At 59.3% G+C, this 26005-nt stretch carries 25 protein-coding genes; 5 read left to right on the top strand and 20 right to left on the bottom strand.

All coding sequences use genetic code 11. The annotated features are described in order from the left end of the window. The first annotated feature begins 27 nt into the window (after window positions 1-27). Together BM036_RS00870 and BM036_RS00865 are read left to right on the top strand one after the other, a co-directional pair. Window positions 28-993 (top strand): tRNA dihydrouridine synthase, encoded by a 966-nt coding sequence (locus tag BM036_RS00870; RefSeq protein ID WP_091848343.1) that lies wholly within the window; start codon window positions 28-30, stop codon window positions 991-993. 35 nt (window positions 994-1028) lie between these two features. Then, entirely contained in the window at window positions 1029-1739 is a 711-nt protein-coding gene (locus BM036_RS00865; RefSeq protein ID WP_091848342.1) for an SIMPL domain-containing protein, read from the top strand. 34 nt (window positions 1740-1773) lie between these two features. On the opposite strand, the gene BM036_RS00860 is transcribed toward BM036_RS00865, so the two are convergent. Together BM036_RS00860 and BM036_RS00855 are read right to left on the bottom strand one after the other, a co-directional pair. Further along, the gene (locus BM036_RS00860; protein WP_091848341.1) at window positions 1774-2184 is read right to left on the bottom strand and encodes a PaaI family thioesterase; all 411 of its coding nucleotides are present in this window, start codon (window positions 2182-2184) and stop codon (window positions 1774-1776) included. 156 nt (window positions 2185-2340) lie between these two features. After that, window positions 2341-3261, bottom strand: coding sequence for a hypothetical protein (locus BM036_RS00855; RefSeq protein ID WP_091848340.1), 921 nt, complete (start codon window positions 3259-3261; stop codon window positions 2341-2343). Window positions 3262-3550: 289 nt separating this feature from the next. Between BM036_RS00855 and BM036_RS00850 the strand changes: the two genes are divergently transcribed. Continuing rightward, window positions 3551-3970 carry a universal stress protein gene (locus BM036_RS00850; protein ID WP_091848339.1) on the top strand — a complete coding sequence of 140 codons (420 nt, stop codon included), beginning with the start codon at window positions 3551-3553 and terminating at the stop codon, window positions 3968-3970. 27 nt (window positions 3971-3997) lie between these two features. Here BM036_RS00850 and BM036_RS00845 read toward each other — a convergent pair whose 3' ends face one another. The 13 genes from BM036_RS00845 to BM036_RS00785 form a co-directional block, all read right to left on the bottom strand. Further along, window positions 3998-5578 (bottom strand): sensor domain-containing diguanylate cyclase, encoded by a 1581-nt coding sequence (locus tag BM036_RS00845; protein WP_091848338.1) that lies wholly within the window; start codon window positions 5576-5578, stop codon window positions 3998-4000. Between the two features lie 138 nt (window positions 5579-5716). Further along, the gene (locus BM036_RS00840) at window positions 5717-6187 is read right to left on the bottom strand and encodes a universal stress protein (RefSeq protein WP_091848337.1); all 471 of its coding nucleotides are present in this window, start codon (window positions 6185-6187) and stop codon (window positions 5717-5719) included. Further along, window positions 6159-7778: a BCCT family transporter gene (locus BM036_RS00835; protein WP_091848336.1), complete on the bottom strand. Its 1620-nt coding sequence runs from the start codon at window positions 7776-7778 to the stop codon at window positions 6159-6161. The genes BM036_RS00840 and BM036_RS00835 overlap by 29 nt, the downstream gene beginning before the upstream one ends. A 123-nt stretch (window positions 7779-7901) precedes the next feature. Continuing rightward, window positions 7902-8765, bottom strand: a complete 864-nt coding sequence (locus BM036_RS00830; RefSeq protein WP_091848335.1) for a universal stress protein — start codon at window positions 8763-8765, stop codon at window positions 7902-7904. Then, window positions 8755-11175 carry a Lon protease family protein gene (locus BM036_RS00825; RefSeq protein ID WP_091848334.1) on the bottom strand — a complete coding sequence of 807 codons (2421 nt, stop codon included), beginning with the start codon at window positions 11173-11175 and terminating at the stop codon, window positions 8755-8757. Before BM036_RS00825 ends, BM036_RS00830 begins: the two co-directional genes overlap by 11 nt. 105 nt (window positions 11176-11280) lie before the next feature. Continuing rightward, window positions 11281-12069, bottom strand: a complete 789-nt coding sequence (locus BM036_RS00820) for an SDR family oxidoreductase (protein ID WP_177185956.1) — start codon at window positions 12067-12069, stop codon at window positions 11281-11283. Between the two features lie 141 nt (window positions 12070-12210). After that, window positions 12211-12876: a cupin domain-containing protein gene (locus BM036_RS00815; RefSeq protein ID WP_091848666.1), complete on the bottom strand. Its 666-nt coding sequence runs from the start codon at window positions 12874-12876 to the stop codon at window positions 12211-12213. Between the two features lie 259 nt (window positions 12877-13135). Further along, the gene (locus BM036_RS00810; RefSeq protein ID WP_091848332.1) at window positions 13136-13612 is read right to left on the bottom strand and encodes a Mut7-C RNAse domain-containing protein; all 477 of its coding nucleotides are present in this window, start codon (window positions 13610-13612) and stop codon (window positions 13136-13138) included. Between the two features lie 27 nt (window positions 13613-13639). Continuing rightward, entirely contained in the window at window positions 13640-14419 is a 780-nt protein-coding gene (locus BM036_RS00805; RefSeq protein ID WP_091848331.1) for a Crp/Fnr family transcriptional regulator, read from the bottom strand. A 412-nt stretch (window positions 14420-14831) separates the two neighbouring features. Next, window positions 14832-15350: a PaaI family thioesterase gene (locus BM036_RS00800; protein WP_091848330.1), complete on the bottom strand. Its 519-nt coding sequence runs from the start codon at window positions 15348-15350 to the stop codon at window positions 14832-14834. Window positions 15351-15502: 152 nt separating this feature from the next. After that, window positions 15503-17704 carry an OsmC domain/YcaO domain-containing protein gene (locus tag BM036_RS00795; protein WP_091848329.1) on the bottom strand — a complete coding sequence of 734 codons (2202 nt, stop codon included), beginning with the start codon at window positions 17702-17704 and terminating at the stop codon, window positions 15503-15505. Between the two features lie 144 nt (window positions 17705-17848). Next, entirely contained in the window at window positions 17849-18328 is a 480-nt protein-coding gene (locus BM036_RS00790; RefSeq protein WP_091848328.1) for a GNAT family N-acetyltransferase, read from the bottom strand. A gap of 153 nt (window positions 18329-18481) precedes the next feature. After that, window positions 18482-19015, bottom strand: a complete 534-nt coding sequence (locus tag BM036_RS00785) for an outer membrane beta-barrel protein (protein ID WP_091848327.1) — start codon at window positions 19013-19015, stop codon at window positions 18482-18484. 408 nt (window positions 19016-19423) lie between these two features. Between BM036_RS00785 and BM036_RS00780 the strand changes: the two genes are divergently transcribed. Next, entirely contained in the window at window positions 19424-20092 is a 669-nt protein-coding gene (locus BM036_RS00780) for a DUF2202 domain-containing protein (protein ID WP_091848326.1), read from the top strand. A 102-nt stretch (window positions 20093-20194) separates the two neighbouring features. Here the strand turns inward: BM036_RS00780 and BM036_RS00775 are convergent, their stop codons facing one another. Beyond that, entirely contained in the window at window positions 20195-20452 is a 258-nt protein-coding gene (locus BM036_RS00775) for a TIGR02647 family protein (RefSeq protein WP_091848325.1), read from the bottom strand. Between the two features lie 119 nt (window positions 20453-20571). Then, window positions 20572-22161, bottom strand: coding sequence for an ABC-F family ATPase (locus BM036_RS00770; protein ID WP_091848324.1), 1590 nt, complete (start codon window positions 22159-22161; stop codon window positions 20572-20574). A 347-nt stretch (window positions 22162-22508) separates the two neighbouring features. On the opposite strand from BM036_RS00770, the gene BM036_RS00765 reads away from it, so the two are divergent. After that, window positions 22509-22715, top strand: coding sequence for a cold-shock protein (locus BM036_RS00765; protein WP_091848323.1), 207 nt, complete (start codon window positions 22509-22511; stop codon window positions 22713-22715). 132 nt (window positions 22716-22847) lie between these two features. Here BM036_RS00765 and BM036_RS00760 read toward each other — a convergent pair whose 3' ends face one another. The 3 genes from BM036_RS00760 to BM036_RS00750 all read right to left on the bottom strand — a co-directional run bounded on the left by BM036_RS00760 (window position 22848) and on the right by BM036_RS00750 (window position 25911). Continuing rightward, complete coding sequence (locus BM036_RS00760; protein ID WP_091848665.1) at window positions 22848-23951, bottom strand: histone deacetylase family protein; 1104 nt, start codon at window positions 23949-23951, stop codon at window positions 22848-22850. Window positions 23952-24065: 114 nt separating this feature from the next. Beyond that, window positions 24066-24455 carry a nuclear transport factor 2 family protein gene (locus BM036_RS00755; RefSeq protein ID WP_091848322.1) on the bottom strand — a complete coding sequence of 130 codons (390 nt, stop codon included), beginning with the start codon at window positions 24453-24455 and terminating at the stop codon, window positions 24066-24068. Window positions 24456-24603: 148 nt separating this feature from the next. Continuing rightward, complete coding sequence (locus tag BM036_RS00750; RefSeq protein WP_091848321.1) at window positions 24604-25911, bottom strand: MFS transporter; 1308 nt, start codon at window positions 25909-25911, stop codon at window positions 24604-24606. Window positions 25912-26005 lie beyond the last annotated feature (94 nt).

The raw sequence follows: 26005 nt of genomic DNA, 5'->3' as shown, positions 1-26005 counted from the left end.
TCACTTCGTTCAGACCCTGGAGCTTCCATGCGAATTATCCTTGCCCCGATGGAAGGGCTGGTGGACGCACCGATCCGCGAAACCCTGACCCGGGTTGGTGGTATTGACCGGTGTGTTACCGAGTTCATTCGCGTGACCCACGGCATGTTACCACCGCGGATCTTCTACAAGTACGCGCCGGAACTATACAACCAGGCTGTGACAGAAGCCGGCACCCCGGTTGCGGTCCAACTGTTGGGCTCTGACCCTGAAATGATGGGCCGCCATGGTGCGAAAGCCGCCGAGCTGGGTGCAGGGCAGGTGGATATCAACTTTGGTTGTCCCGCCAAGACCGTCAATAAACACAAGGGTGGTTGTGTGTTAATGCGGGAACCCGAGCTGATGTACGAGATCGCTGCTGCTGTGCGCAGGGCTGTACCGGCTGAAATCCCGGTGACCGCCAAGATGCGCCTGGGCTACGATGACCGGTCCATGGGTGTCGCCTGTGGCCAGGCCCTGGAGGCAGCGGGTGCTGCAGAGATCGTTATCCACGCCCGCAGCAAGGTTGACGGCTACAAACCGCCAGCCTACTGGGAGGAAATTGCCCGGGTACGGGAGGCGGTCAACGCCCACGTGATTGCCAATGGCGAGATCTGGTCCGTCGAAGACTACTGGCGCTGCCGCAGGGTGTCTGGCTGTGACGACGTGATGATCGGCCGGGGCCTGATTGCCCGGCCGGACCTGGCCCGGCGCATCAAGGCCAGCCAGGCTGGAGAGGCCGAGCGGGAAATGACCTGGGCTGAGGTGGTCCCGCTCATCGCCGAGTATGCCGAGGCCCTCCAGGCCCGGCTCGAAGACCGCTATGTGACCGGGCGCATCAAGCAATGGCTCAATTACCTGCGCCAGGGCTTTGTCGAGGCGGAGCAGCTTTGGCCCCAGGCACGCAAACTGAAACAGGTTGATGCTATGCTGGGTTGTCTGGCGGGTACCGCTGGTGAAGAACAGGCAGCTTGAAGCTGTTGCCGTTAAAGACCGTAAGGGAATACCCCATGAAATTTCTGGTAGCGCTGATTCTTGGAGTCAGCATGATTTTCTCCGCCTCGCTGCTGAAGGATGGCCTGACCGAAATGCGCACCGGTGACCGCTATGTCACCGTCAAGGGCGTGGCCGAACAGGAGGTCACCGCAGACCTGGCCCTGTGGCCGATTCGTTTTGCCGCCAGCGGCGATACGCTGGACGCGGCCCGGGAGCACGCTCGCAAGAGCAGGGACGGTGTCATGGCCTTCCTGAAGCTGCAGGCTATCGCCGACGATGCCGTGGAGCTGCAACGACTGGATGTGGTGGACACCGGGGCGAACCCTTATCAGCCTGAGGGGGGCACCCGCAAATTCATCATTAACCAGGTTCTGATGGTGCGCACCGATGAAGTGGACAAGGTGCGACAGGCGGCCCAGAACGTCAGCGACCTGGTGGACTCCGGCGTCATCCTGTCGTCGGATTATGGCCCGGCCGGACCGACCTACCTGTTCACCCGTCTGAACGATATCAAACCGGACATGATTGCCCAGGCCACAGCCGCGGCGAGGGAGTCTGCGCAACAGTTCGCCCGTGATGCCGACGCCGAACTGGGCGGCTTGCGCCGCGCCAACCAGGGTGTCTTCCAGATCCTGGCTCGGGACCAGGCGCCGGGTGTCATGGCTGAACAGCAACCCGTGAAGACGGTGCGTGTTGTCTCTACCTTCGATTACTACCTTAGGTAGCGCTGGCGATGCCAGCTGCCCCGGCATATCCTGGCTATGCGCTCTTGCCCTGTGACGGGTTGCCGTTACCGGATTTTATGCGGAAAATCGCATAGTTGCCGTTGGCCTGGGCCACCAGCACATCATCCACATACAGGCGGGACTCCAGGTTGGCGATGGTCTTGCCGCGGTTGATCATTTCGGTGCGGCACACCACCTTTCCGGCGAACACCGGCTTGAAATACGTCATCTTGATCTCGATGGTGGCACACACCTGACCCTCATCCAGGGTGGGGAACAGGGCTGAGCCCATGCCGGTGTCGGCCAGCGCGAAGAGTACGGCGCCGTGGGCCACGTTATTGGTGTTCATGTGCTTTTCGCCGATCTGGATACTGTTAACGCTCCAGCCGGGTTCACTCTCATCCATGACCATATCGATCAGGTCGGGAAAGGGGTGTTTCATCATGGACTGTCAGCCTGTTATTGGGGGTATTGTTATTGTGGTCAGGTACGGAAGTTATCGGCACCGGTAAAGAGAGTAGTTTGCAAAGGATTTGTGTGAAATGGAAGTCTGTTGATGCTGCCAGTGTCACAGGAGGCCCCGGGTGGGGCCTCCAGGGTCTTAGCCTGCCGCTTCTTCGTCGTAGTGAGGGTAGGAGTGCTTCAGGGTGGCGTGGTTCAGGAGCATTTCCGCCTTCAGGGTCTCTCCGGCAGCATCGTAGATGCGTGATCGTACCCAGTAGGACTCTGTACGCTTGCTCTCTGACAGGGCAACGATTTCCCGGCGAATCAGGTAGTCTTCACCTACAAAGAGCGGGCCGTCCACCATGCGGATTTCCTGGTCGGCAAAAAGGCCGACAGTGGGCTGCTTCACCGGGAAGCGTGCATCCTTGCTGCTGTATTCGGCCAGTACACTGACCATCTCCAGGGGGATAATCGCCCGACCCCAGGGGGTCGAGCTGCCATCGCTGTACCAGGGGGTGTTTTCGGTGATGCGTTCGAGCTTCTGGTTCAGGGAGAAGGGGTACAGCTTGCCCATGTTCTGGTCCGGGTCCATGCGCACAGGCTCGTCTTTCTCTCCAGTCATGCCAATGCGGAGGTCCGACAGAATCACCAGCTTTTCCGGAGCCCGCAGTTTCGCCATCCGCTGGTCCAGCAGGGTGTCGCCGTCACCAGGGCCGAGGCTGGCACTGGCTTCCAGCACAGGGGTGCCGTCTGCCTTCTCGGCCCAGGCCCGGACCCGGGTGGCACCTGGTGCCGGCCGCTCAATGAAGGCACGTACCTGCTCCCCCTCAACCACCATGTTCTGGAAGTGAGCGGAGAAGCAGCCCCGTTCGAACCAGTCCCGCCCCCAGACTTCCGCCAGCAGCGGTACAAACTGACTGAAATGGGTGGGTCCTTCAATGGGGCCGGCCTGGAAGCCCAGCTTTTCGGCCATGCTGTCATCGTGGATGGACGTGTGCCCGCTGTACTCCTGGTCCGCCAGCATCTGCCGGGGCTCGCGAAGTGGGCCACACAGGTAGAGAGGTGTATCAAAGGCCATGGCTTGTCCTTGTTGTCGGTGAACCACAAACGGCACCCTCGGTCGGTGCCGGACGTTATTGGAACGCTAACTTTAGTCGATTCCCCGGTCTGGGCGAAAGCACTGAAGTATTCACTGGCCATCGCTGGCAAAGACGCCATCGCCGCAAACCGTCCCTGGTTTCTGGTTACCTCATCACCTACAGGATTGATCAGGGTCATAGGCTAACCACCATGCAAGCGGTAGCCTTGGTCTAGACTTGCTGAGAGGAGTCAGACCATTCACCCGGCCAACCAAAAGGAGGCTGCCCATGTACAGCAAGATTCTGGTACCCGTGGACCTTGGTCACCTGGAGAAACTGTCCAAGGCGCTCAACACAGCCATCGACATTGCCAGGCACTACAAGGCCACCCTCCATTATGTGACCGTTACCAACAGCACGCCTTCGTCGGCTGCGCACAGTACCCGGGAACTGGAGGAGGAGCTTGGCCGGTTTGCGGAGGAGCAGGGAAAGGACCATGGTATCGACACGTCCTGGTCGATGATTACTTCACCAGATACTGCCGTTGAGCTGGAAAAGCGACTGGTCTCAGCGGTCAGGGAGACCGGGGCGGACCTGGTTGTCATGGCCTCGCACGTGCCCGGTATTGGGGACAAGCTCCATTTCATCCATTCCAACGCCGCCAACCTGGTGAAGGATACGGATGTTTCTGTCTTTGTCGTGCGTTAACCGGGCAGTCCAGACTCTACCGTGAAGTTACTCATCGGCCTCAGCCGGCTGTTGCCGGCGTGGCTGACCCTCAGCGACGATCTGATCACGGCCAGACCGCTTGGCGCTGTAGAGTGCCTGGTCAGCCAGGCGCATGAGGCGCTCAGGGTCTGCCGGATCCCCGGGTTGCCAATGAACCAGTCCCGCGCTGAAACGAACCGTATGAGTGGCGGGTAGTCCGGGTATATCCAACCCGGCCAGTGCATCCCGTATACGTTCAAGCAGCTGAAAGGCGGCAGCTGTGTCTGTTTCCACCATCAGGATGACGAATTCCTCTCCGCCGAAGCGTGCCAGCAGGTCGGTGCTGCGCAGGTTTTTCCTACAGCATTCTGCAAATGCCACCAGGACCTGGTCACCCGTGCCATGACCATATTGATCATTGATCCGCTTGAAGTGGTCCAGGTCGATAACCGCAAATGACAGGTTGTGCCCATATCTCTGGCAACGCTCCATTTCAGAGCGAATGCCAGTATCAAAGGCTCGCCGGTTGAGGGTTCCAGTCAGCGAGTCCCTGGTGGCCAGCTGGTTCAGCTGGTTTTCGAGGGCTTTGTGGTGGCTGATATCGCGGAGCTCCAGAATGCTTTGTGACTCGCCGTTCCCGATGGGAGAGAGGGTGATTTCGCAGTCAAAGGGGCCATTGTCTCTGTGGACTGCCAACAGGTCCTGCTGACGGACACCGCCCTGATTGAGGTAACCCCTGAGTCTGACCTGGCTGCTGGCGCTGAACAATCCACTGACGGGCAGGCCCAGCAACTGGTCGCGATTGAGCCCTGTCAGCTGTTCCAGGCCGGTGTTGGCATCGGTGATAACCTTGTCCCTGAGAATGGCTACGCCTGACGTGGAAGCGGACATTAGCCGCTCGAAGCGTTCGGCACTTTGCCGGGCTTCGACAGCGTGGCGCTCGCTCTGGGCGAGGATTCGCTGCATGGTCATGAGCGTCACGCCAATAAAGCCCATGACAAGGGCCGGAATTGCAAAGTTGTAGGGCAGTAGGTAACTGAAGGACTCATAGGGCATCTGGTAGGGTTTGCCCTGCCACCAGTCCAGGTACCCCAGGGCACCCCGCATCAGGGTGACCACCGAGTAAACCAGCAGGCTCAGCCCAACCAGGAGGCGTGCGGGGCGAGTCACCGTATCGTTCCTGGCCTTGATCAGCAGCCAGATGGCCTGCATTGGCAAAAGTCCCGCAATAGTGGAATAAACGCCCATCAGGAAATCGGAGTTTCCGGAGTAAACCCAGTAGTGGATATTGAAGGCCACCATGGTGCCCACGCTGGCGGCAACAATCCACCAGGGCAAGGGGCGGCCCATAAACCGGAAAATGCCCAGCAGGAATATGGCCTCACCGGCAAGTTGTCCCGCGTTACCCAATACATTCAGTACGGGGTTGCCGGTAACCATGAAACCGATAAAGAAGACGATGCCGCCGATCAGTGACCAGCAACCGGCCATCCAGAACCCGGGGCCGGCGTAGGGTCTCGACATGCGCCACAACGCGGTTGCCGCAATGGCGACGGCAACCAGCAGGCAGAGCCCAAGGAGCATGGGTGAGAAATACAGCTGGCTCATCGGTCTGATAACTCCTGTAAATAAACGCCGATGGTAGCTCAGCGACAGATGGGTATCACAAACGGTTGACGAGGGCGCTCTGATGTAGCCGAACAGTATAAATCGGCTATGCGGATAGAAAAACTGCCCGGTGCGGCCTTAGCCTGTCTGGCCAGGCTCGTCCACTTCCTCTTTTCCGTTCCTGTTAATCTCGGGCAATACCAGTACAGCGCAGTTGGCGTTGACCGTCACATACTCTACGGTAGCTTTTCGCAGGGGCCAGTAGCCACTGCTGCCCCTGGATACCAGTATGACCAGGTCAACGCATAGCTGTGCGGCCAGCGCCACGAGTTTCTCGCCAGCTGCACCCGCCACTACGTGAAGACTGGCGCTTCGGTTCAGTGGCAGGTACTTGCGGGCAAGGAGGTCAAGCTTCTCCCGTACCCTTGTCTCCTTTTCTTCAGGGGCCTCTTCGGTGACATGCGGGAAGAAGCCGCCGCTGACAGGCTGATACACGCTGGCCAGGTGGAGCTCGCCAGTCTCATCCAGCAATGCCAGCGCCGCTTCCAGCGCACGCTTGCCTTCACCGTCGTCTTCCGGGTCAATCGCGATCAGTAGCTTCCGGTACATAGTCGGTCTCCTTTGGTTGGGGCGGTACGGCTTCCACTTCCGGATAGGCCTGGCCTTTTACCAGTTCGTCAATGCTGTAGCCCCGGTAGTCGGCATGGAGGGCCCGGTACAGGGCAACCGCCATGAAAATGAGTAGGACACAGAATGGCAGTCCCAGTGAGGTGATGACGTTCTGCAGGGCATCCAGACCCCCAGCCAGTAGCAGTGTGGCCGCAATTACCCCCTGGGCAGCTGCCCAGAATATGCGTTGCCGTATCAGTGACGGCTGGTCTTCCCGACGGGTGAGCAGGTCAATCACCAGTGAGGCAGAATCCGATGAGGTCGTAAAGAAAATGACGATAATCACCACGCTGAGCGCGGACGCTGCCTCTGCCAACGGGAATGCCTCAAGGAACGCAAAGATGGCTACTGAGGGGTCCTGCTGAACCTGCTGTGCGAGGGCCACCCCACCGCCGGATTCCACCTGGATGGCGGACAGGCCGAAGACGCCGAACCACACGAGGGTAAAGGCCGTTGGCGCGAAGAGTACACCGGCCACGAATTCACGGATGGTTCGCCCCCGGGAGATCCGGGCAATGAAGATGCCGACGTAGGGCGCCCAGGAAATGGTCCAGGCCCAATAGAACAGGGTCCACTGGCGCTGCCAGTCGCTCTCGCGAAAGGTTTCGGTCCAGAAGGCGAGCCAGGGAAGGGCATGGAGGTAGTCGCCCACACTTTGCACCATTCCCTCGGCGATAAAGACGGTGGGGCCGACGATTGCCACAAATCCGATCAATACGATGGCGAGCACGATATTGAGCTGCGAGAGGCGGCGCACGCCCTTGTCCAGACCGAGCGCGACAGAGGTTGCGGCAATACTGGCAATCACCGTGATCAGCACTACCTGGACGAGGCCACTGACGGGCACTCCGAACAGGTAGTTGAGACCGCTGTTCAACTGAAGTGTTCCGAGGCCCAGGGAGGTGGCGACACCAAACAGGGTTCCCAGTACGGCGATGACGTCCACCGTCCAGCCCCAGGGGCCGAACGTTTTCTCTCCGAGGATCGGGTAGAACAGGCTGCTGATCCGCATCGGGAGGTTGTGGCGGTAGGCAAAGTAACCAATGGCCAGCCCGGGCATGGCGAAGATGGTCCAGGTGTGCAAGCCAAAGTGGTAGAGCGCCAGGGTCATGGCGTCGCTGGCTGCCCGTTCAGAGCGGGGTTCCACGCCATCGAACGGGGGACTGGAAAAGTGGGAGACCGGCTCGGCCACACCCCAGAACATCAGGATGGTGCCAATGCCGGCGGCGAACAGCATGGTGAACCAGGTAAGGTTGGAGTAATCCGGCCGGCTGTCATCCGCGCCCAGACGGATGCGGCCGTAGCGACTCATGGCCAGCGCCAGCAGGAAAATCAGCAGCGAACTGACTGACAGGATATAGAACCAGCCCATATTGCGGGCAACCCAGCCGGTCAGGTCGCCAAACCGGATAGCCACTTCCTGGTCGAAGGGAATGGCCAGGGCAACAAACACAATGGCAATACCCGCCGAGGTAAAGAACACCCCGGGAATGGTCTGCAGGCCGAGCCGGCGTTGCAGCCGTTCTAGCACGTGCGCCTCCGTTACCGTCGTGAATGGAGGGCAGCCGTGAGCTGCCCGACTCAACAACGCTATCACATGCGGGCTGCTCAACGCCCTTGTCAGGTCAATTTATAGCGAATCGGCCTGTCCGGATCAGGGTGTTACCGTCAGAGGCAGGCTTAGCTCCATCAGCAGGTTGTCGGCGCCCGGCTCGCTGAACAGGCTGCAGGTGCGGCTGATCACCAGTTGCGATGCGCCTTCTTCCTGCAGTGCCCGCGTCACGGCACTGGCCGATGCCATGGGCAGTAGCCGTATGCGAGCGGCGATACCCTGTTGCTGCAGATAGCTCAACAGGTCTTCAGTGACCCGCTGATGGTCGCCATTCGTGGTACGAACCAGGACCGAGAGCGGCTGATGGTACTGCAGGGCAAGGTCGGCTCCCACGCGTACAGCCCGGTGGTTGGCCCCCTGGTCGTGATTGAGCAGGACCACGACCCGGCCTTGCGGTCGCTGGCGGGGACGGGTCCAAAGCAATACGTCTCCGGGGGCCTGGCGCACCAGTGACCGGGCGGTAGAGCCAATGCGCGAGCCCGGCGCAGCGGACCAGCCCACCCGGCCCAGAACCAGAAGGTCTTCCGGGCTTGCCAGGCCCAGGACTTCCTGCACTACCTGGCCCCGGCAAAGCTTCAGCGTCTGGGGAATGCCGCGCCGGGACATGGCCTGTGCCAGTGAACGCCTGGCCTGTTCCGCCAGGGCATGCATCCGTGCCTCGATGTGGGCTGAATCCAGGGGGCGGGCCTGGCCTGAGCTGGCGCCCACCTCCCGGGCAAAGCCATAACCGGCGCTGCGCAACAGGTTCACCTCTTCAACAAAGATGCCGAGCACTTCGGCACCGCGTGAATGCGCCAGATCCGCCGCCGCTTCAAGGGCATCGAGGCTGAGGCGGGATCCGTCCAGCAGCACCAGCACCCGGCCCGCGGGCCGGGTCGGGTCGGGGATCTTCGGTTCACTGGTCATCGTCGCCCCCTCCACTGCCGCTGTCGTTACCGTTGCCGCCGTTATCCCCGTTTACGTCCTTCTTGCGCCCGACTTCGGCGAACTCTGCAAGTCGGTCAGCGACCCGCCGGTTAAAGCTGCCATCGGGGAAGTTGCCGTCTGCGTCAGGTTCACCGGGCTCCATACCGGTCATCAGGGTGATGGCCTGGTTGATGTGGGTGACCGGGTAGATGGCAAACCGACCCTCACTGACGGCTTGCCGGACCTCGGCGTTCAGCATCAGGTGTTCGACGTTACTGGCAGGTAGCAATACGCCCTGGCCGTCTACCTTGCCGGATTGCTGACAGACGTTGAAGAAGCCTTCGATTTTCTCGTTTACGCCGCCAACTGCCTGGACCTCCCCATGCTGGTTCATGGAACCGGTCACTGCCAGGGATTGGCGCAGGGGTACACCACTGATGGCGGATAACAACACGCAGGTCTCAGCAACCGAGGCGGAATCGCCCTCGACGCCGCCGTAGGACTGCTCAAAGGCCAGGCTGGCGGAGAGCGAGAGTTCGCTCATGGGTGCGTAGTGGTTGGCCAGGAACCGGGACAGGATCATCACCGCCTTGCTGTGAATGGGTCCCCCCAGTTTGACCTCCCGCTCGATGTCCACCACCTGGCCCTTGCCGGGCCGCGCGGTGGCGGTAATACGGGTAGGCTGGCCAAACATCATGGCCCCCAGGCGCAGTACGGAAAGACCGTTGACCTGCCCGGTGACCTCGCCGCTGGTGTCGATCATCACCACGCCACGGCGGATCTGTTCAAGGCTGCGTTCACGGACCCGGCTGGCCCGGTAATCCCGCTCATCAATGGCCTGCTGGATATGGCTGGCGGTGATGAGGTCGCTCTCATTCCGGGATGCCCAGTGGTCGGCCTCGTTGAGCAGATCCTTTAGCACCCGGTCATGGGCAGTGAGTTTCTTCTGGTCACTGGCCAGGCGACTGGCGTGTTCGATCAGGCGCGCAACGGCGCCCCGGTCCAGGTTTCGTGCCTGCACCGAGCGAGCCATGGTGGCGATCATACGGGCATAGAGCTCATAGCTGCTGTCATCCCGGTCCAGGTCATCCTCGAAGTCTGCCTCAACCTTGAACAGGTCAAGGAAGTCCGGGTCGTAGTGGGAGAGCAGGTAATAAAGCATCCGGTCACCCAGCAGCACGACCTTGACGCTTACCGGAATCGGTTCCGGTTGCAGGCTGACGGTACTGACCAGGCCGTAAAGCCGTTCCAGCGACTCGATACGGATCTCACCGGAGAATAACACCCGCTTGAGGCTCTCCCAGGCCATGGGGTGAGTCAGGATTCGTCGGGCATCGACGATCAGGTAGCCACCGTTGGCCCGGTGCAGGGCGCCACCCTTGATCAGCGTGAAGTCAGTATACAGGTTGCCCTGGTGGGCCCGGTGCTCGATCTGTCCCGCCAGGTGCTGATGGTTTGGCAGGTCTTCGTAGATCACGGGTGCGCCTTCGGTACAGGCGTTATCCACCATCAGGTTGACCCGGTAACGATTGAGCAGGCCCGATGGCGGGCCGTTGCCGTCATCCTGGAAGGCCTCGGCGTGTTCTACGATGTCATTTCGCACCCTATCCAGGTGTTCGACCACCGCTGGCACGTGGGTCCATTTTTCCCGGAGTTCTCCAAAAGGTCCGCCAAGGGTGAGCTGAACCATTTCCTCATTGAGCGCATGGATACGTTCGCGGACTTCCTTGCGTAGCCGGGGAATCTGCTGGATAGCCTGCTGCAGTTTCTTCTGCAGTTCCTCAACCTTGGATTCGATGAGTTCCTTCTCGTCGTCGGAGAATTTCTTGTATTCATCCGGCTCGATGACCTCTCCGTCCCGCATGGGAGCAAAGGTGAACCCGGCCGGAGTGGTGATCATGGCGATGTTACTGCGGTTCGCTTCCTGCTGGATTTCGAACAGGCCCTGATGTTGACGCCGGGCCACCTCTTCCTGCAGTTCCTGCAACCTTGCCTGGTATTCCTCGCTTTCGAAGGTGGCCGGGACGGCGGTTTTCAGTTCGTTGGTCAGTTCCTGCATATCCTTGCGGAATTCCCGGCCCTGACCGGCGGGCAGTTCCAGGGCGCTGGGCTTGTCTGAGGACTCGAAGTTATAGACATGACACCAGTCCGGGGGCACTGGCTGAGTGGCGGAGTGCTTTGCCAGGAAGCGTTCGACCAGCTCATTCTTGCCGGCACCGGAAGGGCCGAGAACGAACAGGTTGAAGCCGCGGGCGGCCATGCCTGCGCCAAATTCAAGGGCGCGGAGCACCCGCTCCTGGCCAAAGGGCTGGTCCAGGTCTTCCAGGGTTTCCGTGGTATCAAAGGATAGCTTTTCAGGGGGGCAGTAGTGGTAAACCTGGTCCTCTGTCAGCGCGGTGGGTAACGTCATCCGGTCCTCCTTGGTGGTCCGTACTGCAGTGACAGTACCTTTTGGATCATTTCAAGGATAGACCAGTTGGCGCTCCCCGCGACTGACAGGGATCAAAAGGGACTTTTACTCGGTATACGGCAGCTTGGCGTAGGCGTGGCCTCCGTCTACTGCGATGGTGTCGCCAACCACATAGTCACCGGCGCGGGACGCCAGGAAGATCGCCGCACCGGCCATATCCTCGTCGTTGCCAACCCGCCCCAGAGGGGTCTTGTGGGCGACTTCATCCCCGTTATCGCGGGCATCCCGGTTCATTTCTGACGGGAACGGGCCCGGGGCAATGCCGCTGACCACGATGCGATCCTGTACCAGGCGTGCAGCGATGCGGCGGGTCAGGAAAATCAGGCCAGACTTGGAGGCGTGGTAGGAGTAGGTTTCCCATGGGTTGAGGCGGATGCCGTCAATGGAGGCGATGTTGATCACCTTGGCGGGCTTCTGGTCGGATGCGCCGGCCTTGAGCATACCGTGCAGGGCCTGGGTCAGGAAGAACGGCGATTTCAGGTTCAGGTCCATCACCTTGTCCCAGCCGTGCTCGGGAAACTCGTCAAAGTCAGCGCCCCAGGCGGCGCCGGCGTTATTGACCAGGATATCCAGGTGATCTTCCCGCTCCTGCAGCTTGCGGGTCAGCTCCCGGCAGCCTTCCACGGTGGACAGGTCCTGGGGCAGGGAGAAGCAGCGGCCATTGCCCTCGGAGAGTTCCTGGGCAGCGGCATCGCACTGGTCCGCCTTGCGGGACGAGATATAGACCTTGGCACCCTGGGCGATAAAGCCGGCGGCAATCATCTTGCCGATACCACGGGATCCGCCGGTGACCAGTGCCGTGCGGCCTTCAAGGGAAAACAGGTTTTCGAACATCAAGGTTGCTCCGAATTGTCGTTATGGGTAAATGGCCGCGCCTGACAACACACCAGCCGTTCAAGGCATGGCCACCAGCGCGGCCCGGCAACATAGCGCACCCATTCTGACGCTTTCCGGGCTGGATGAGAAGTTATTGGGCTATGACGGCGAGTGCGCCACCGGAAGGTGACCGGTCTTGACCCAGATTACGGTCTCCTGCTCCACGAACGGATGATGCTGGCTCATGTGGGGGCTGCGCAGCCAGGTACCGGCTGGATAGCTTCCAAGCTCGTCGCGGAACTCACCGGAGAGCACAAAGATCTCTTCTCCACCAAAATGGCGGTGGGGCTGGAAACGCTCGCCGGCCGGCCATTTTACCAGGGCGACGTGTTCATGCTCGAAATCGTGAAGGGGCATGACCTGCAGGCCGCCCTGGCCAGGCAGCCAGGGGGTAGTCCTGGTATCAACCCGTACGGTTTTCAGATCCCGGGGGTCGAACTGGTGCAGTTTGACCAGCAGGGTGCAACCCTCCCGGGAAAATGGAGCGTGGCCACTGCCGGGTGGGTTGCGAAGGTAGGTGCCGGCGGGATAATCACCGGTTTCGTCGGAGAATACGCCCTCCAGTACGAGGATCTCTTCCCCCAGTGGGTGCTCGTGACGATTGAAGCTGGCGCCAGGCTCGTAGCGAACCACAGAGGTGGCGTGTCCGCGCTCAGCCTCTTCCCGAGCCAGGGGCTTGCGCAGAACGCCCCCCGCCGGACTGGGCACCCACTCCTGCTGGTTGGTGTTGATCACCACCCGTTCATCAAAATTCATGTTGAGCATGTCGGCCTCCGCAAGGTAGTTGGCCAGTGTTACGTCCGCTCGCGTACGACGGATGACGGTCACCGGATGCCTGAATAATCCTTGACCCGGCAGGTGGTTTAAAACCCCTGGGCGGCTTCGTCTATACCGGGGCACCGCAACAGGTGGTGTTGCCACCTTTGCCGCCGGTTAATCCGGCCCCTTGAGATTGTCTAAAGCGCATCCATCAAGCAGGGACTGTCGGTGAGTATAGGCAGGGTGGGTTGATGCAGGTAACCGGTCAATCGGGAAAGAGCGTTTCCAGAACCCGCCGCATACGGCGGGTATGACTGCCCGGCCAGTATACCCGGCCACAGCCGGGGCACCTCAGAAACGGCCCCGGGCGGGCGCGTGCCTTGTCCGGCACCAGCGTTGCGACTTCCTGTTCAGTGGCCTGCCGCAACTCCGTATTACACACCATGCACCGGGTGAACAGATCCTCCGCCATACCGATACCGCATGCCTCGGCCACCTCCAGCAGTTGCTCGTGTGGCGACAATGACTGCAGCAATAAAGAGTTGCGGGGTCTGAGATAGGTGACCAGGTGGCGGTCACGGGTGAGCAGGATCCTGCCTTCCCGGTCGGCCAGGGCCACCAGGTCATGGTCATCAACATCCGGGATGTGAACGGTATCGAAGCCCAGCACCCGAAGCCATCGGGCCAGGCGGCCCAGCATGGCGTCTGCGGCAAACCGTTTTTCTGCTTCAGGATGGCTCACAATACACGCTTCCCGTCGTGAGGGCGTTCACCCCGGGGTGGATCGCCAGCGTGCCGCCGGATCGACCCCGGCAATGTTGCGCAGGCCGTCCACATCCATGAGGGTGATGCCCTGATTCTGGGTGGTGATCATATCTTGTTCACGCAACTGTCGCAGCACACGGCTGACGTGCACAATGCTTAAACCCAGGGTGTCTGCAATCACCTGCTGAGGGATGCGGAACGTGAGTGGAGATTGCAGGCCCTTGTTCGCCTGGTCCGCTTGCTCGGCCGGCACTTTGCGCAGTGACCGTACCCCAATGGGGTTGGCATAGCCACCGCGGTGCAGAATCTCCAGCAGGAAGTGTGCGACCCGGCGAAGCGCACCGTGGCGGGCGAGGCCTACGATGCGCTCCGTCATGATTGCCTGCCCTCGTGAGACCATGTGGAGCAGTAATCGGGCAAGGGCCGGTGAGCCCGTAAACAGGTGCATTACCGAAAGCTTGTTGTACATGAACAGGGCTGTATCGGTCATAGCCGCCAGGCCAGACAGGTGCAGCGGCTGCGAAAGCTGGTCCAGCCCAACGATCTCGCCGGGAAAGTGTACATCGATAATATGGCGTGTACCGTCGTGCAGGAAACGCTGGGTATAGCAAAGCCCCTTTTCCACCACGAACAGACCATGTGCAGGCTCGCCTTCTCGAAGAATCACCTCATCTTTCGGGCACACCAGGCGTTCTGACGGTAGTTCCACCAGTTGCCGGCGCTCCCGTGCCGGCAACGTGTCCGCATCTTCGAAACATGCATAGAGCCCTGCTTGTGATGCCATGGCGCACCTCCTGGTTCGCTGATTCCGTTACCTTTCACACCAATCCTGCGGCGCCGGCGACAAGTACCGGGGCTGGACAGGCAGTAACGCCTGTGTCTCAGCTGCCGCTTGCAGGTCATAAATTACGGTTTGTACGTATCCAAGCTATTGATTAATCGAATTTTCTGTACATAAAAGATTGCAGGCAGGTGCTCGGGTTTTCAATAAGGAGGGGGCGCAAGAACCGGGTGCCAGGGTGAAATCAAACATCCGTTTAATGTTTTCGGGTGTGCTTAAGTTGTTCTTGTGAACCATTAACCACGTGATCCGTTAGTGATTGTGGGGACGGATTCCGGGGAGGTTATTAAATTTCTGTAGTTGGGCAGGGACTGGATGTTTGCCCGCTTGCAGTGCCTTCCGTGGCGTGGTGCCGTCAGGCGCAGACGGTGTCCCTTTCCTTACGGCCGTGTGCCTTGTCAGTCAGTTCCTCCGTGTCCACTCGCACAAAGACTGAATCTGCCACGACGGTCATTACCTCACCTGCCCAGACTTCACAGATGACCCGACTCTTGCGGCCAACGTCGCCTTCAACCCGGGCTTTCAGGGTAAGTTCCACGCCCATGGGTGTGGGCTTCAGATAGGTCAGGTTGAGTTTGCCGGTGACGCAGTCGATTCGGGGCAGGGTGCCGGGCTCGCGGCCTTCGGCCCGATAGTGCCAGGCCATGGCAGTCCAGTTGGAATGGCAATCCACCAGCATGGCCAGCAGGCCGCCATAGACCAGTTCCGGCCAACCAGTGTATTCGGGGGCCGGTGTGTGCCGCGCCACGACATGGGTGCCGTCGTCTGACCAATAGCTTTTCAGTTGCAGGCCGGTGGGGTGAACGGTGCCACAGCCGAAGCAGATCCCGTCGGGGCTGGCCAGGTCCTGCAGTGCGGTGGGTGTATCAGTCATTACTGCTATCCTTTGTCGGTTTCTTAGATCGGGATAGCATAACCGCAGATCAAAAAGGAATCGAGCGGTCGCTCGGTTTTGGCAGGTAATTTCTCACTCAGGGTTACCGATGAGCGACGCGGGCGTCGTCGCTCATCGGCTTGACGGCCAGGTTACGCAGAACGCGCAGTTGCAGCCTGTGCCCGTGCAGCCCGCGCTGCATGAAGCTTGTTGTAGCTCTCCAGCAACCGCAGGTGCCGGTCAAGGCCTTCCAGCTGCATGTTGGTCGGCGTCAGGCCCTGGAAGCGCACACTGCCGTCCACGGAACCCACCACGGCGTCCATGGTCTCGTCGCCGAACATGCGTCGCAGGTTGACGTCAAAGTCCTCCAGTTCCAGTTCGTCATCCAGCACGATTTCCAGTACCGCATTCATGGCCCGGTAGTAGAGGTTGCGCTCGACCGTGTTGTCGTTGAACTGGAGGAAGGCATCCACCGTGTCCAGGGCCTCATCATGCTGCTGCAGGGCCAGGTAGATCATGAGCTTGAGCTCGAGGATGGTGAGCTGGCCCCAGATGGTATTTTCGTCGAACTCCACGCCGATCAGGTTGATGATCTTCATGTAGTTGTCCAGCTGGCTCTCTTCCAGGCGCTCCACCAGGTCGGCCAGCTGCTCGTCATCCAGGCGGTGGATGTTAAGGATCTCCTCCCGGTAGTCCAGGGCCATGTTGGTGTTGTCCCACACCAGGTCTTCCACCGGATAGACCTCGGAATAGCCGGGCACGAGAATGCGGCATACCGGTGCGCCGAGATCCTCGTGGATGGCCATGTAAACTTCTTTGCCCAGGTCTTCCAGGATGCCGAACAGCCTGTCCGCTTCTTCCTGGTTGGTGCCGGAAAAGTCCCAGTGACTGAATTCGTATTCGGAACGGGCGCTGAAGAAGCGCCAGGACACCACGCCGGTGGAGTCAATGAAGTGTTCCACGTAGTTGTTGGGCTCGGTAACCGCCAGGCTGTTGAAGGTGGGCGGGGGCATGTCGTTCAGGCCTTCAAAGCTGCGGCCCTGCATCAGCTCGGTCAGGCTGCGTTCAAGCGCCACCTGAAAGCTGGGGTGGGCGCCGAAGGAAGCAAACACGCCGCCGGTTTTCGGGTTCATCAGGGTGACGCACATTACCGGGTACTGGCCGCCCAGGGAGCCGTCCTTGACCAGGATGGGGAACCCCTGTTTTTCGAGTGCCTGTACACCTTCCAGAATGTGGGGATACTGCTCCAGCACGGACAGGGGTACGTCCGGCAGGGCGATTTCCTCTTCGATGATCTGCTTCTTGACCGCCCGCTCGAAGATTTCCGACAGGCACTGTACCTGGGCTTCCTGCAGGGTGTTGCCGGCGCTCATGCCGTTGCTGAGGAAGAGGTTCTCGATCAGGTTGGAGGGGAAATACACCTCCTCGCCATCAGAGCGCCTTACAAAGGGCAGTGAGCAGATACCCCGGTCCACGCGGCCGGAATTGGTGTCAATCAGGTTGGATCCCTGCAGTTCGCCTTCCGGGTTATAGATGGCCAGGCAATGGTCATCCAGGATGCCCGCAGGCAGTTCATCATCCGGTCCGGGTTTGAACCACTTTTCATTCGGGTAGTGGACGAATTCCCGGTTGGCGATGTCCTCACCGAAATACTGGTCGTTATAGAAGAAGTTACAGCTCAGACGCTCGATAAACTCACCCAGGGCGGAACACAGGGCGCTTTCCTTGGTGGAACCCTTGCCGTTGGTGAAGCACATGGGGGAGGAGGCGTCCCGCACGTGTAGCGACCAGACATGGGGCACGATGTTGCGCCAGGAGGCAATCTCTATCTTCATGCCCAGGTCCCGCAGGATTCCGGTCATGTTAGCGATGGTTTCCTCAAGCGGCAGGTCCTTGCCCTCAATAAAGGTGCGGCTGCCCTCCGGCGTCGTCATCAGCAGGGCCTGTGCGTCTTCGTCCAGGTTGTCCACGGTCTCGATCTCGAAGGTCGGTCCGGTCTGGACCACCTTTTTCACGGTACAGCGGTCGATGGAACGCAGGATGCCCTGGCGATGCTTCTCCGGCAGGTCTTCCGGCAACTCCACCTGGATTTTGAAGATCTGGTTGTAACGGTCCTCCGGGTCGACAATATTGTTCTGGGAGAGCCGGATATTGTCTGTGGGTATTTCCCGGGCCAGGCAGTAGACCCGCACGAAATAGGCAGCGCACAGGGCAGAGGAGGCCAGGAAGTAATCAAACGGACTGGGCGCGGAACCGTCACCCTTGTAGCGAATAGGCTGGTCTGTGAGAACGGTGAAGTCGTCGAACTTCGCTTCCAGTCTCAGGTTGTCGAGAAAGTTAACGTTGATTTCCATGGCGAGTCTACCGGATCCGGAAAAATGGCGGGCTTACTGAACTGGCCGCCATTATCCAGATTTTGCCGGGTCCCGTCTCGGTGGATTACCCCGACGTCGGGCTGGCGCTGGCTGGATCGGTCGGGGCGGGGCTGGAAAACCGCCCTACAAGGCCTTGCGCATGTTGTACCGCAGGAAATGGGCACCGCGCACGGTAGTCTGGTACTCCTGCTCGATTTCGAAGCCGTGACGGAGGAAGAACGGGCGGGCAACCACGCTGGCTTCGGTGAGCAGTTCCGTCACGCCCAGTGTCCTGAGGTGTTCCTCAGCCCTCCGCAACAATGCGGAAGCCACGCCCTTGCGAGCATAGTTGGGGGCCGTGTAGATCAGGTCAATCTGGCCGGTGAGTTCATAGGAAATGAACCCTGCGAGCTGGCCGGCCTCCTCTGCCACCAGGGTCTCCAGAGAGTCCAGCCGGTGCTGCCAGGTATCCAGGTTGGGAGTCCGTGATGCCCAGGCATAGCGCTGGGTTTCGTCGTAGGCGGTTGCGGTCAGCTCATGCACCGACTCGGTAAACAGCCGGACAAGCGGGCTGAGATCCTGAATCTGGTATTTACGGATACTGATGTTACTGTCGAGCGGCATTGGCGATTCCATCGGGTATGTTACTGATGAACACAGTACGACAAATCCGCCCCGTGGCAAACCGGGAATTCCATTACAAGCTGGAAGGATGGCCCCCTCAAGGTTCAGGCATTGGACGCTTGATCCGTCAGGGGCCTGCTGGCCGCCAGGGCATCAGAAGTTGACCAGGATCCCGAGGCCGATACCGTCGATGGTTACGTCACGGTCGTCATAGTAGCGCATGTACTCAAGGTTACCCGAGAGGTTGCGGGCGAGCTGGACGTTCACCCCGGCGCCGTAGGAGAAGTCTGACTCGTCGTCGGAGCGCGAGCCTGCCTCCAGTTCCACCCGGGTGAAACCAAGAATGGCATAGGGGGTGACGGGGGTCTCGTTGGCCATATTGATGGTGGCATAACCGCCGAAGAAATTATCCAACTTGACCTCAGTGCCATTGACGGTGTCATCGTTTACGCCGAATCCGGCCCGCGCTTCGGCACCGAAGTACTTGTTAGCCTGGACGCCAACCTTGGCGGAAAGCGTGCCCACGTCTGCGTCCTCCTGGGCATCAATATCGATAAAGGTGTAGTTCACGCCGGTGTAGAGTCCGCCCACACCAGATTTGTAGATGTCCTGTGCAAGGGCTGCAGATGACATTGTGATACCTGCGGCAGCCGCGGTTGCGACGAGAATAGTCTTGCGCGTACCCATGGGCAATCTCCTTTGATTGGAAGGTCAGGGTTGATCGCAATCGGAACCAGGTATGCCCGGGTCCGGTATATGACGGTCAGGTTTCAGCACATCCTGACTGTTCAAATACAGGCTGCACCAACGATCGTGATCCCGCCATCGGGATAGCCGGTGTTTACAAGGACTTTACGCTTATCCCCAAAGCTGGGTGGGGCCTGCCATTATTGGAACAGAAGAACTGAAAGTAGTTCGGGACGTGTTGGAAAGCGAAACAAGGACACGTCGCATTTTCATGAAAATGCAGTGATCTAGTGGGTTATGCCTACTAAAATGTCCTAAATGTCACAAAAAAGATCGAACCTTTTTTCTTTGTTAGCGTCATAACTAATGTGTACGGGCAATTTCACGCCCATTTAAAGAGAGGTAGTTATGAATGCAAAATCCCTGATCGCCGCTACGCTTATCGGTTCCCTGGCTCTTGGTAGTTCGTCACTTGTCCTTGCCGGCCCCGGCAACGGTAACGGTAACGGAGGACAGTCAGTTGACGCCCCCACATCCGCGGTTGTCGATCCGGACCTTACTGAGATCGAAATCAGCGATCTCCGTTATATGAGGGAGGAGGAAAAGCTGGCCCGGGATGTATACCTTACGCTCGATGAACAATGGGGCAAGCAGACCCAGGTATTTGCAAGGATCGCTCTTTCCGAGGAAGACCACACAACAACAGTGGACTATCTGCTCGACAAGTTTGGCGTTGAGGATCCCGTCGTTAACGACACGATCGGCGTATTTACCAATCAGGAGTTGCAGGCCCTTTATGACGAACTCGTCGCCAAGGGCAAGACATCCTTCATTAACGCACTTTATGTCGGTGCACTGATTGAAGAAAAGGATATGCGCGATATTCTCGCGGCCATCGACCAGACCGACGAACGCCCCATTATCATTGCCTACTCCAACCTCCTGGATGGGTCCAAGAGTCATTTGCGGGCCTTTGTCAGGGTGATCGAAGCCCAGGGCCTGACCTACGAAGCCCAACTGCTGGACCCTGAAGAAGTCCGGTTAATCCTTGAAGATAACAGTGCGGTTGAAGAGTAACCGGCCCTGAAAACAGCAAGGGCAGCCTTCCGGGGCTGCCCTTTTTTATGTCTGCGCCGCGGTGATAACAGCGCTGCGTCAGGAAACGTCGGATGTTCCGTTCTACGAAACTGTGTCGTCCGTGCTGCTGGTGAGCACGGCGAGGGTTTTCTGCACATGCTCGGCAACTTCCGCCCCCAGTGGCGTGAGGTAACCGCCATCCTTCTGGGATATCAGGCCTTTGCCATGAAGGCGTTCGGCTGCGGCTACCACAGCCGGGTCGGCAGTGTGTTGATGTACCTTGATGCCTTCCTGCGTAGAGGAAGAGTCAAACAGCGCCAACAGGTTGAGCTCGCTGAGATGGTCCTGGGAAAAGGGCATGGGGTTTTCCTTTTTTGTAACTGGAACAGCGGTCATCCCGGCAGAAAGCCGGGGACGACCCCGGTCTGTGACTTTTCGCAGTGTCGGTCAGATCCGCTGCCTTGTCCAGATAACCGGCCTTATACTGCGACACCCAGGTTCCGGAGGTAGTCGTCGTAGGTACCGCTGAAGTCAGTCACGCCATCTTCGGACAGTTCGATGATGCGAGTGGCCAGGCTGGAGACGAACGCCCGGTCATGGCTTACGAAGATCAGTGTGCCAGGGTAGTGCTCAAGGGCCAGGTTCAGGGCCTCGATAGACTCCATGTCCAGGTGGTTGGTGGGTTCATCCATGACCAGTACGTTGGGCTTCTGGAGAATCAGCTTGCCAAACAGCATGCGGCCCTGCTCTCCGCCAGAAATGACCTGCACCGATTTGCCGATATCATCGTTGGAAAACAGCATACGCCCAAGCGTGCCCCGGACAAGCTGTTCACCACCCTCGGTCCATTGGGACATCCACTCAAACAGGTTGCTGTCGTCAGCGAAGTCGTCGCCGTGCTCCTGGGCAAAGTAGCCAACCTGGGCGGCATCTGCCCATTTCACGGTGCCTTCGAGGGGGGCGAGGTCTCCCACCAGCGTGCGTAGCAGGGTGGTCTTGCCGATACCGTTGGGGCCAATGATGGCCACACGCTCACCGGCTTCGATCTGCAGGTCCAGGTTGCGGAACAGCACCTCGTTGTCAAAGCCCTGGCTGACTTTCTCTGCTACCACGGCCTGGCGGTGCAGCTTGCGGTGCTGCTCGAAGCGGATAAAGGGACTCATGCGGCTCGACGGCCGGATTTCCTCCAGCTGAATCTTGTCGATCTGCCGGGCCCGGCTGGTCGCCTGCTTGGCCTTGGAAGCGTTGGCAGAGAAGCGGCTCACAAAGGTCTGTAACTCGGCGATCTGGGCCTTCTTCTTGGCGTTGTCGGCCTGGATACGCTCCCGGGCCTGGGTGGCGGCGGTCATGTACTCGTCGTAGTTGCCCGGGAACTGGCGTAGTTCGCCGTAGTCCAGGTCGGCCATATGGGTGCAGACACTGTTCAGGAAATGGCGGTCGTGGGAGATGATAATGATCGTGCTGTTGCGGGCGATCAGGATCTGTTCAAGCCAGCCAATGGTGTTGATGTCCAGGTGGTTGGTGGGCTCATCCAGCAGCAGCACGTCCGGGTCAGAGAACAGTGCCTGGGCCAGTAGCACGCGGAGTTTCCAGCCGGGAGCGATCTCGCTCATGGGCCCGTTGTGCTGGTCCAGCGGAATACCCAGGCCAAGCAGGAGTTCCCCGGCCCGGGACTCGGCGGTATAGCCATCGAGTTCCGCGTATTCATTCTCCAGCTCACCCACCGCCATGCCGTCTTCTTCGGACATCTCCGGCTTGCTGTAGATGCGCTCCCGTTCAGCGTGCACCTGCCAGAGCCTTTCATGGCCCATGATGACCGTGTCCAGCACGGTGTAGTCCTCATACGCGAACTGGTCCTGGGGCAGCTTGCCCAGACGCACGTCCGGGGCAAGCATGACCTGGCCACTGGAAGGCTCGAGCTCACCACCGAGGATTTTCATGAAGGTGGACTTGCCACTGCCATTAGCGCCGATCAGGCCATAGCGGTTACCGCCACCGAACTTGACAGAAACGTTCTCGAACAGGGGCTTGGCACCGAATTGCATGGTGAGGTTTGCGGTAGAAATCAAAAGAAACAGTCCTGGAAGGAAGAGGGCGGCCCGGCACAAGGGGCTGACCTGAAAAATTGGGTGCGTAGTGTACAGGTAGTCGCCGACTGTTGATAGCCTGGTAACGGCAATCCGGATTCAGGGGTTTGTACTTATTAAAATAAATTAGGTAACGGGGACTTTATGGGTTACTGTGGGTCGGTAGAAAAGATTTGTTTCGAACTTCAAGAATAAGACGTTTCTCTGGTTATTACTGGTAGTCCACCGTCCTGTTTTCGAGTCTTCATATTTTTTCCGCATATCGCTGACCGGTTATCATTCTGATGAACTGGCTGCAACCAAAATTAATGATTACAGGATATTTCTATATGTCTATTACTACCGGTACTGTCAAGTTCTTCAACGAAGCAAAGGGCTTTGGTTTTATCACTCGTGAAAGTGGCCCGGACGTGTTTGTTCACTTCAGCGCCATCCAGGGCAGCGGCTTTAAAACCCTGGCAGAAGGTCAGCAGGTTGAATTCAACGTCAGCGATGGCCAGAAAGGCCCGCAGGCGGACAATGTAGTCGCTATCTGATATAGCCAACTACATGATCTGAAAAAGGCAGCTTCGGCTGCCTTTTTGCTTTGTGTCTGAAATAGAAGCCGCTGTTCTGGCTCCCGTGCCGTTAGATATCAACAGCCTGCCGGTGTTCTTGACATTCGGGTGTCAGATTTCCTCACCGAAAGCCGAGCGATGGAACGCCACGGCCTCTTCAGCCTCCGCAATACCGGGTTCCTTGAGAACGGGTGCCTCGCCGCCGGCGAGTACTTCCAGAACGGCATGCACACCTCGGCCCAGGGAGGTCAGGTTATAACCGCCCTCCAGAACGCAGGCGATCCGCCCCTGGCAGTGCCGGTCCGCGATGTCCCGGACAATGCTGGCCATCATCCTGAAACCGTCATAGGACACGTTGAAAGCCATATCGTTGCGGTGGGGGTCGAAACCGGCTGAGACCAATACCAGGTCTGGCTTGAAGTAATCAGCGGCAGGTACCAGGAGCTCCCGGAAAACCTTTTCAAAAGCGATGTCGCCCGCCGCCTCCGGCAGGGGAACGTTGATGGTGTAGCCTTCCCCCATACCCTCACCCACGTCCTGTAACAGCCCGGAACCGGGATAGAAGGGTGCCGCGCAGTGGGTGTCGAAGAACAGCACATCGGGGTCTGCCCAGAAGATTTCCTGGGTTCCGTTGCCGTGGTGGGCATCCCAGTCGACGATCAGAATGCGCTCGCAGCCGAGTTTCGCATGGGCATGGGCCGCAGCTATGGCGACGTTATTGAGCAGGCAGAAGCCTCGGGCACGTACCGGCTCGGCATGGTGGCCCGGTGGTCGCACCAGGGCAAACGCACTGTCTGAGTTCCCGGCCATGACACTCTCTACGGCGGCAATGGCATTGCCTGCGGCCGTGGTAGCTGCATGGATGCTGTCCGGTGATACAGCGGTTGTGTCCCTGTCCAGCCAGGCGCGTTGGCCCTCCAGAGAGAAAAGGTGGTCCAGGTAGGAGGTGGTATGAACCCGGGAGAGCTGTTCATAGGTTGCCGGAGCAGCCCCCTGCTCAATTCGCACGCCGGGCACCGGGTAGTTGTCCAGCCAGGCCTTGATTGCGGACAACCGGCCCGGATGCTCAGGATAGCTCCACTTGAACTCCAGGTTCTGAAGAATCGACCGAACACGTTTCTCAACCCGGCTCGGAATGAACGGCAGGTCAACCTGGGGATTGTGTCCCAGCATGACTTCATCATAGAAGACACTGACAGTTCGATCGCCTATCACGGGGTTTTCCCTTCCCATAGGTTGGTTTATCTCCCTTCAGACTAGTCGGCCCATGGCCAAATTGGGAGTAAATCAACGATGAGTGGGAGGTGGGGCTGTGCTGGCTTGCGGCGTTTACTGGCTGGTATCAACAGCGGTGGGGAGGTTGCCGCCCAGCATGTTTTCCACAACAGCGGCGTTATAGAAAGCTTCCACTGTGAGAATCCGGTCGTCCTCAACCCGGAACCAGAGGGCAAGCCTTACATCGCCGATTGGCTCGAAGTGGGTCTGGTAATCGAGGATGGCGAAGACATGCTCGCCGTCAGCGCTGAGCTGGCGGACAATCAGGTCCTTCTGGATGGCCGCCATGCCAAACTGGTAAGCCAGCATGTCATCGCGACTGAGGAAGCGCATATTGGGTCCAACATATTCGAAGCCTTCAGTGGCCAGCAGCTCTTTCGCCTCATCGAATCGCTGGGCGTGTATATGGGCAATAAACTGCGCGACCAGCTCTTTAGGTTTCATGAACGGATTCCCTTTGTCTCAAGCGTTGCTGATGAGTGGCGATATGGCCGGGTTTTACAGGTTGGAGGTGCCAGAAGCGTTGTACCTTGAGACCTTCCCCGGAAAGTGTACAACGAAGGTGAGATTTTCGGTTGCCCGGGAACCTGCGTCAACCCCGGCCCTCGTCACTTTCGTCAAGCGCCGCTGAGCCCGCAGTGGGTTCTGGCGTCACGGGGCTGAAGGGCTCGCCGTGCTCGTCCTGTAACTGATAATCATAGGCCGCCTGAAGACCGGTTTGCTCTTCGCCGGCCTCGTCGGCTTCCTGCTCAATATAGCGGGGATACAGGGGGGAGAACATTGCGACGATGATTCCCGCTGCTGAAAACATTGCAAACGCGAAGGCGTAGCTGAACTCATTCACCAGTATGCCAACCAGTGGAGACCCTGCGGCCTGTCCCAGGGAGATTGCCACAAAGGGCATGACCGGTCCCATGGATAGCCTTCCGGGCAGCAGGCGGATCCCGGTCATGAGATAGAGCCCGGTCAGGCTCATGTACGCCAGGCCGAACACCAGCCCAGAGAATACAGAGATCACCATCTGGTCGGGGCTTGCAGCGAGCAGTGACAGGCTGGCAGCCAACATCACCAGCATCAGTGCGTGGGTGATCGGCGGGTTATTGCGATCGGCAAGGTCCGCCACCACGGCACCGCCGAGGCCAGCAACACCGACTGCGAGCCACAGCCAGCCTGTCATGCTGGCTGGCAGGTTTCCGAGGGTGACCACCAGGTCCGGCGCGAAGACCCAGTAGGCAGCGGAAACAAAGCCCATCACAAAGGCAAACAGCGACAGCCTGAACAGCCGGGACCATTGGGCAAGGGTGATGCCAGGTGGGGGTGCGGCGTTTGCCGGGGTGACCCGCGATACCGAGGGAATGAAATACCAGGTGGCAACGATGCCGATAACAGCAAGGACAGCGAAGGAGGCATAGGCATAGCGCCACGCATCGGCGAGGAAAAGTACGGCCGGCACTGACACTGCCACGCCGATGCTGGTACCGGCGTTCATTACCGAGCTCACCCTGCCATGCAGGGAGCGCTTTACCAGCGCCTGCATGGCCGCCGTGAGAGCAGGCATCATAAGGCCTGTACAGATGCCGCAGGCAAAGACGCCCACCCCAAGGGACACGGCTCCGGACGCCTGGCTTATCAGCGCCAGCCCTGCTGCACCAAAACCACCCGACAGGAGGGCGGTGTTGCGTGAGCCAAGCCGTGTGGCAGCCCGGGGGGCAACCAGGCTGGCCAATACAAAACTGATGAGTGGCAGCGCGCCAATCAGGCCGATCACCTCCGGCGACAGGTCCAGTGCGCCCCTTATCGGCGGAACGAACAAGCCGAAGGCGAAGCGCGCCAGCCCATAGCTAATGGCGATGAGGGCTGCCCCCAGAAGGGCAAACGCTGTGCTTGAAGGAAACTTCATGCTGCTCCCGCCGGTCTTTTGGCGAACTTTCCGGATCAGGGTGTCCCCGCCTGGTCCGGGCGGATGCTGTAATGCGGCTACAGGGTGCACAGGC

The sequence above is a fragment of the Marinobacter segnicrescens genome (genome assembly GCF_900111555.1).
GTDB lineage: Bacteria > Pseudomonadota > Gammaproteobacteria > Pseudomonadales > Oleiphilaceae > Marinobacter > Marinobacter segnicrescens.
This window is presented reverse-complemented; position numbering and strand designations above follow the sequence as displayed.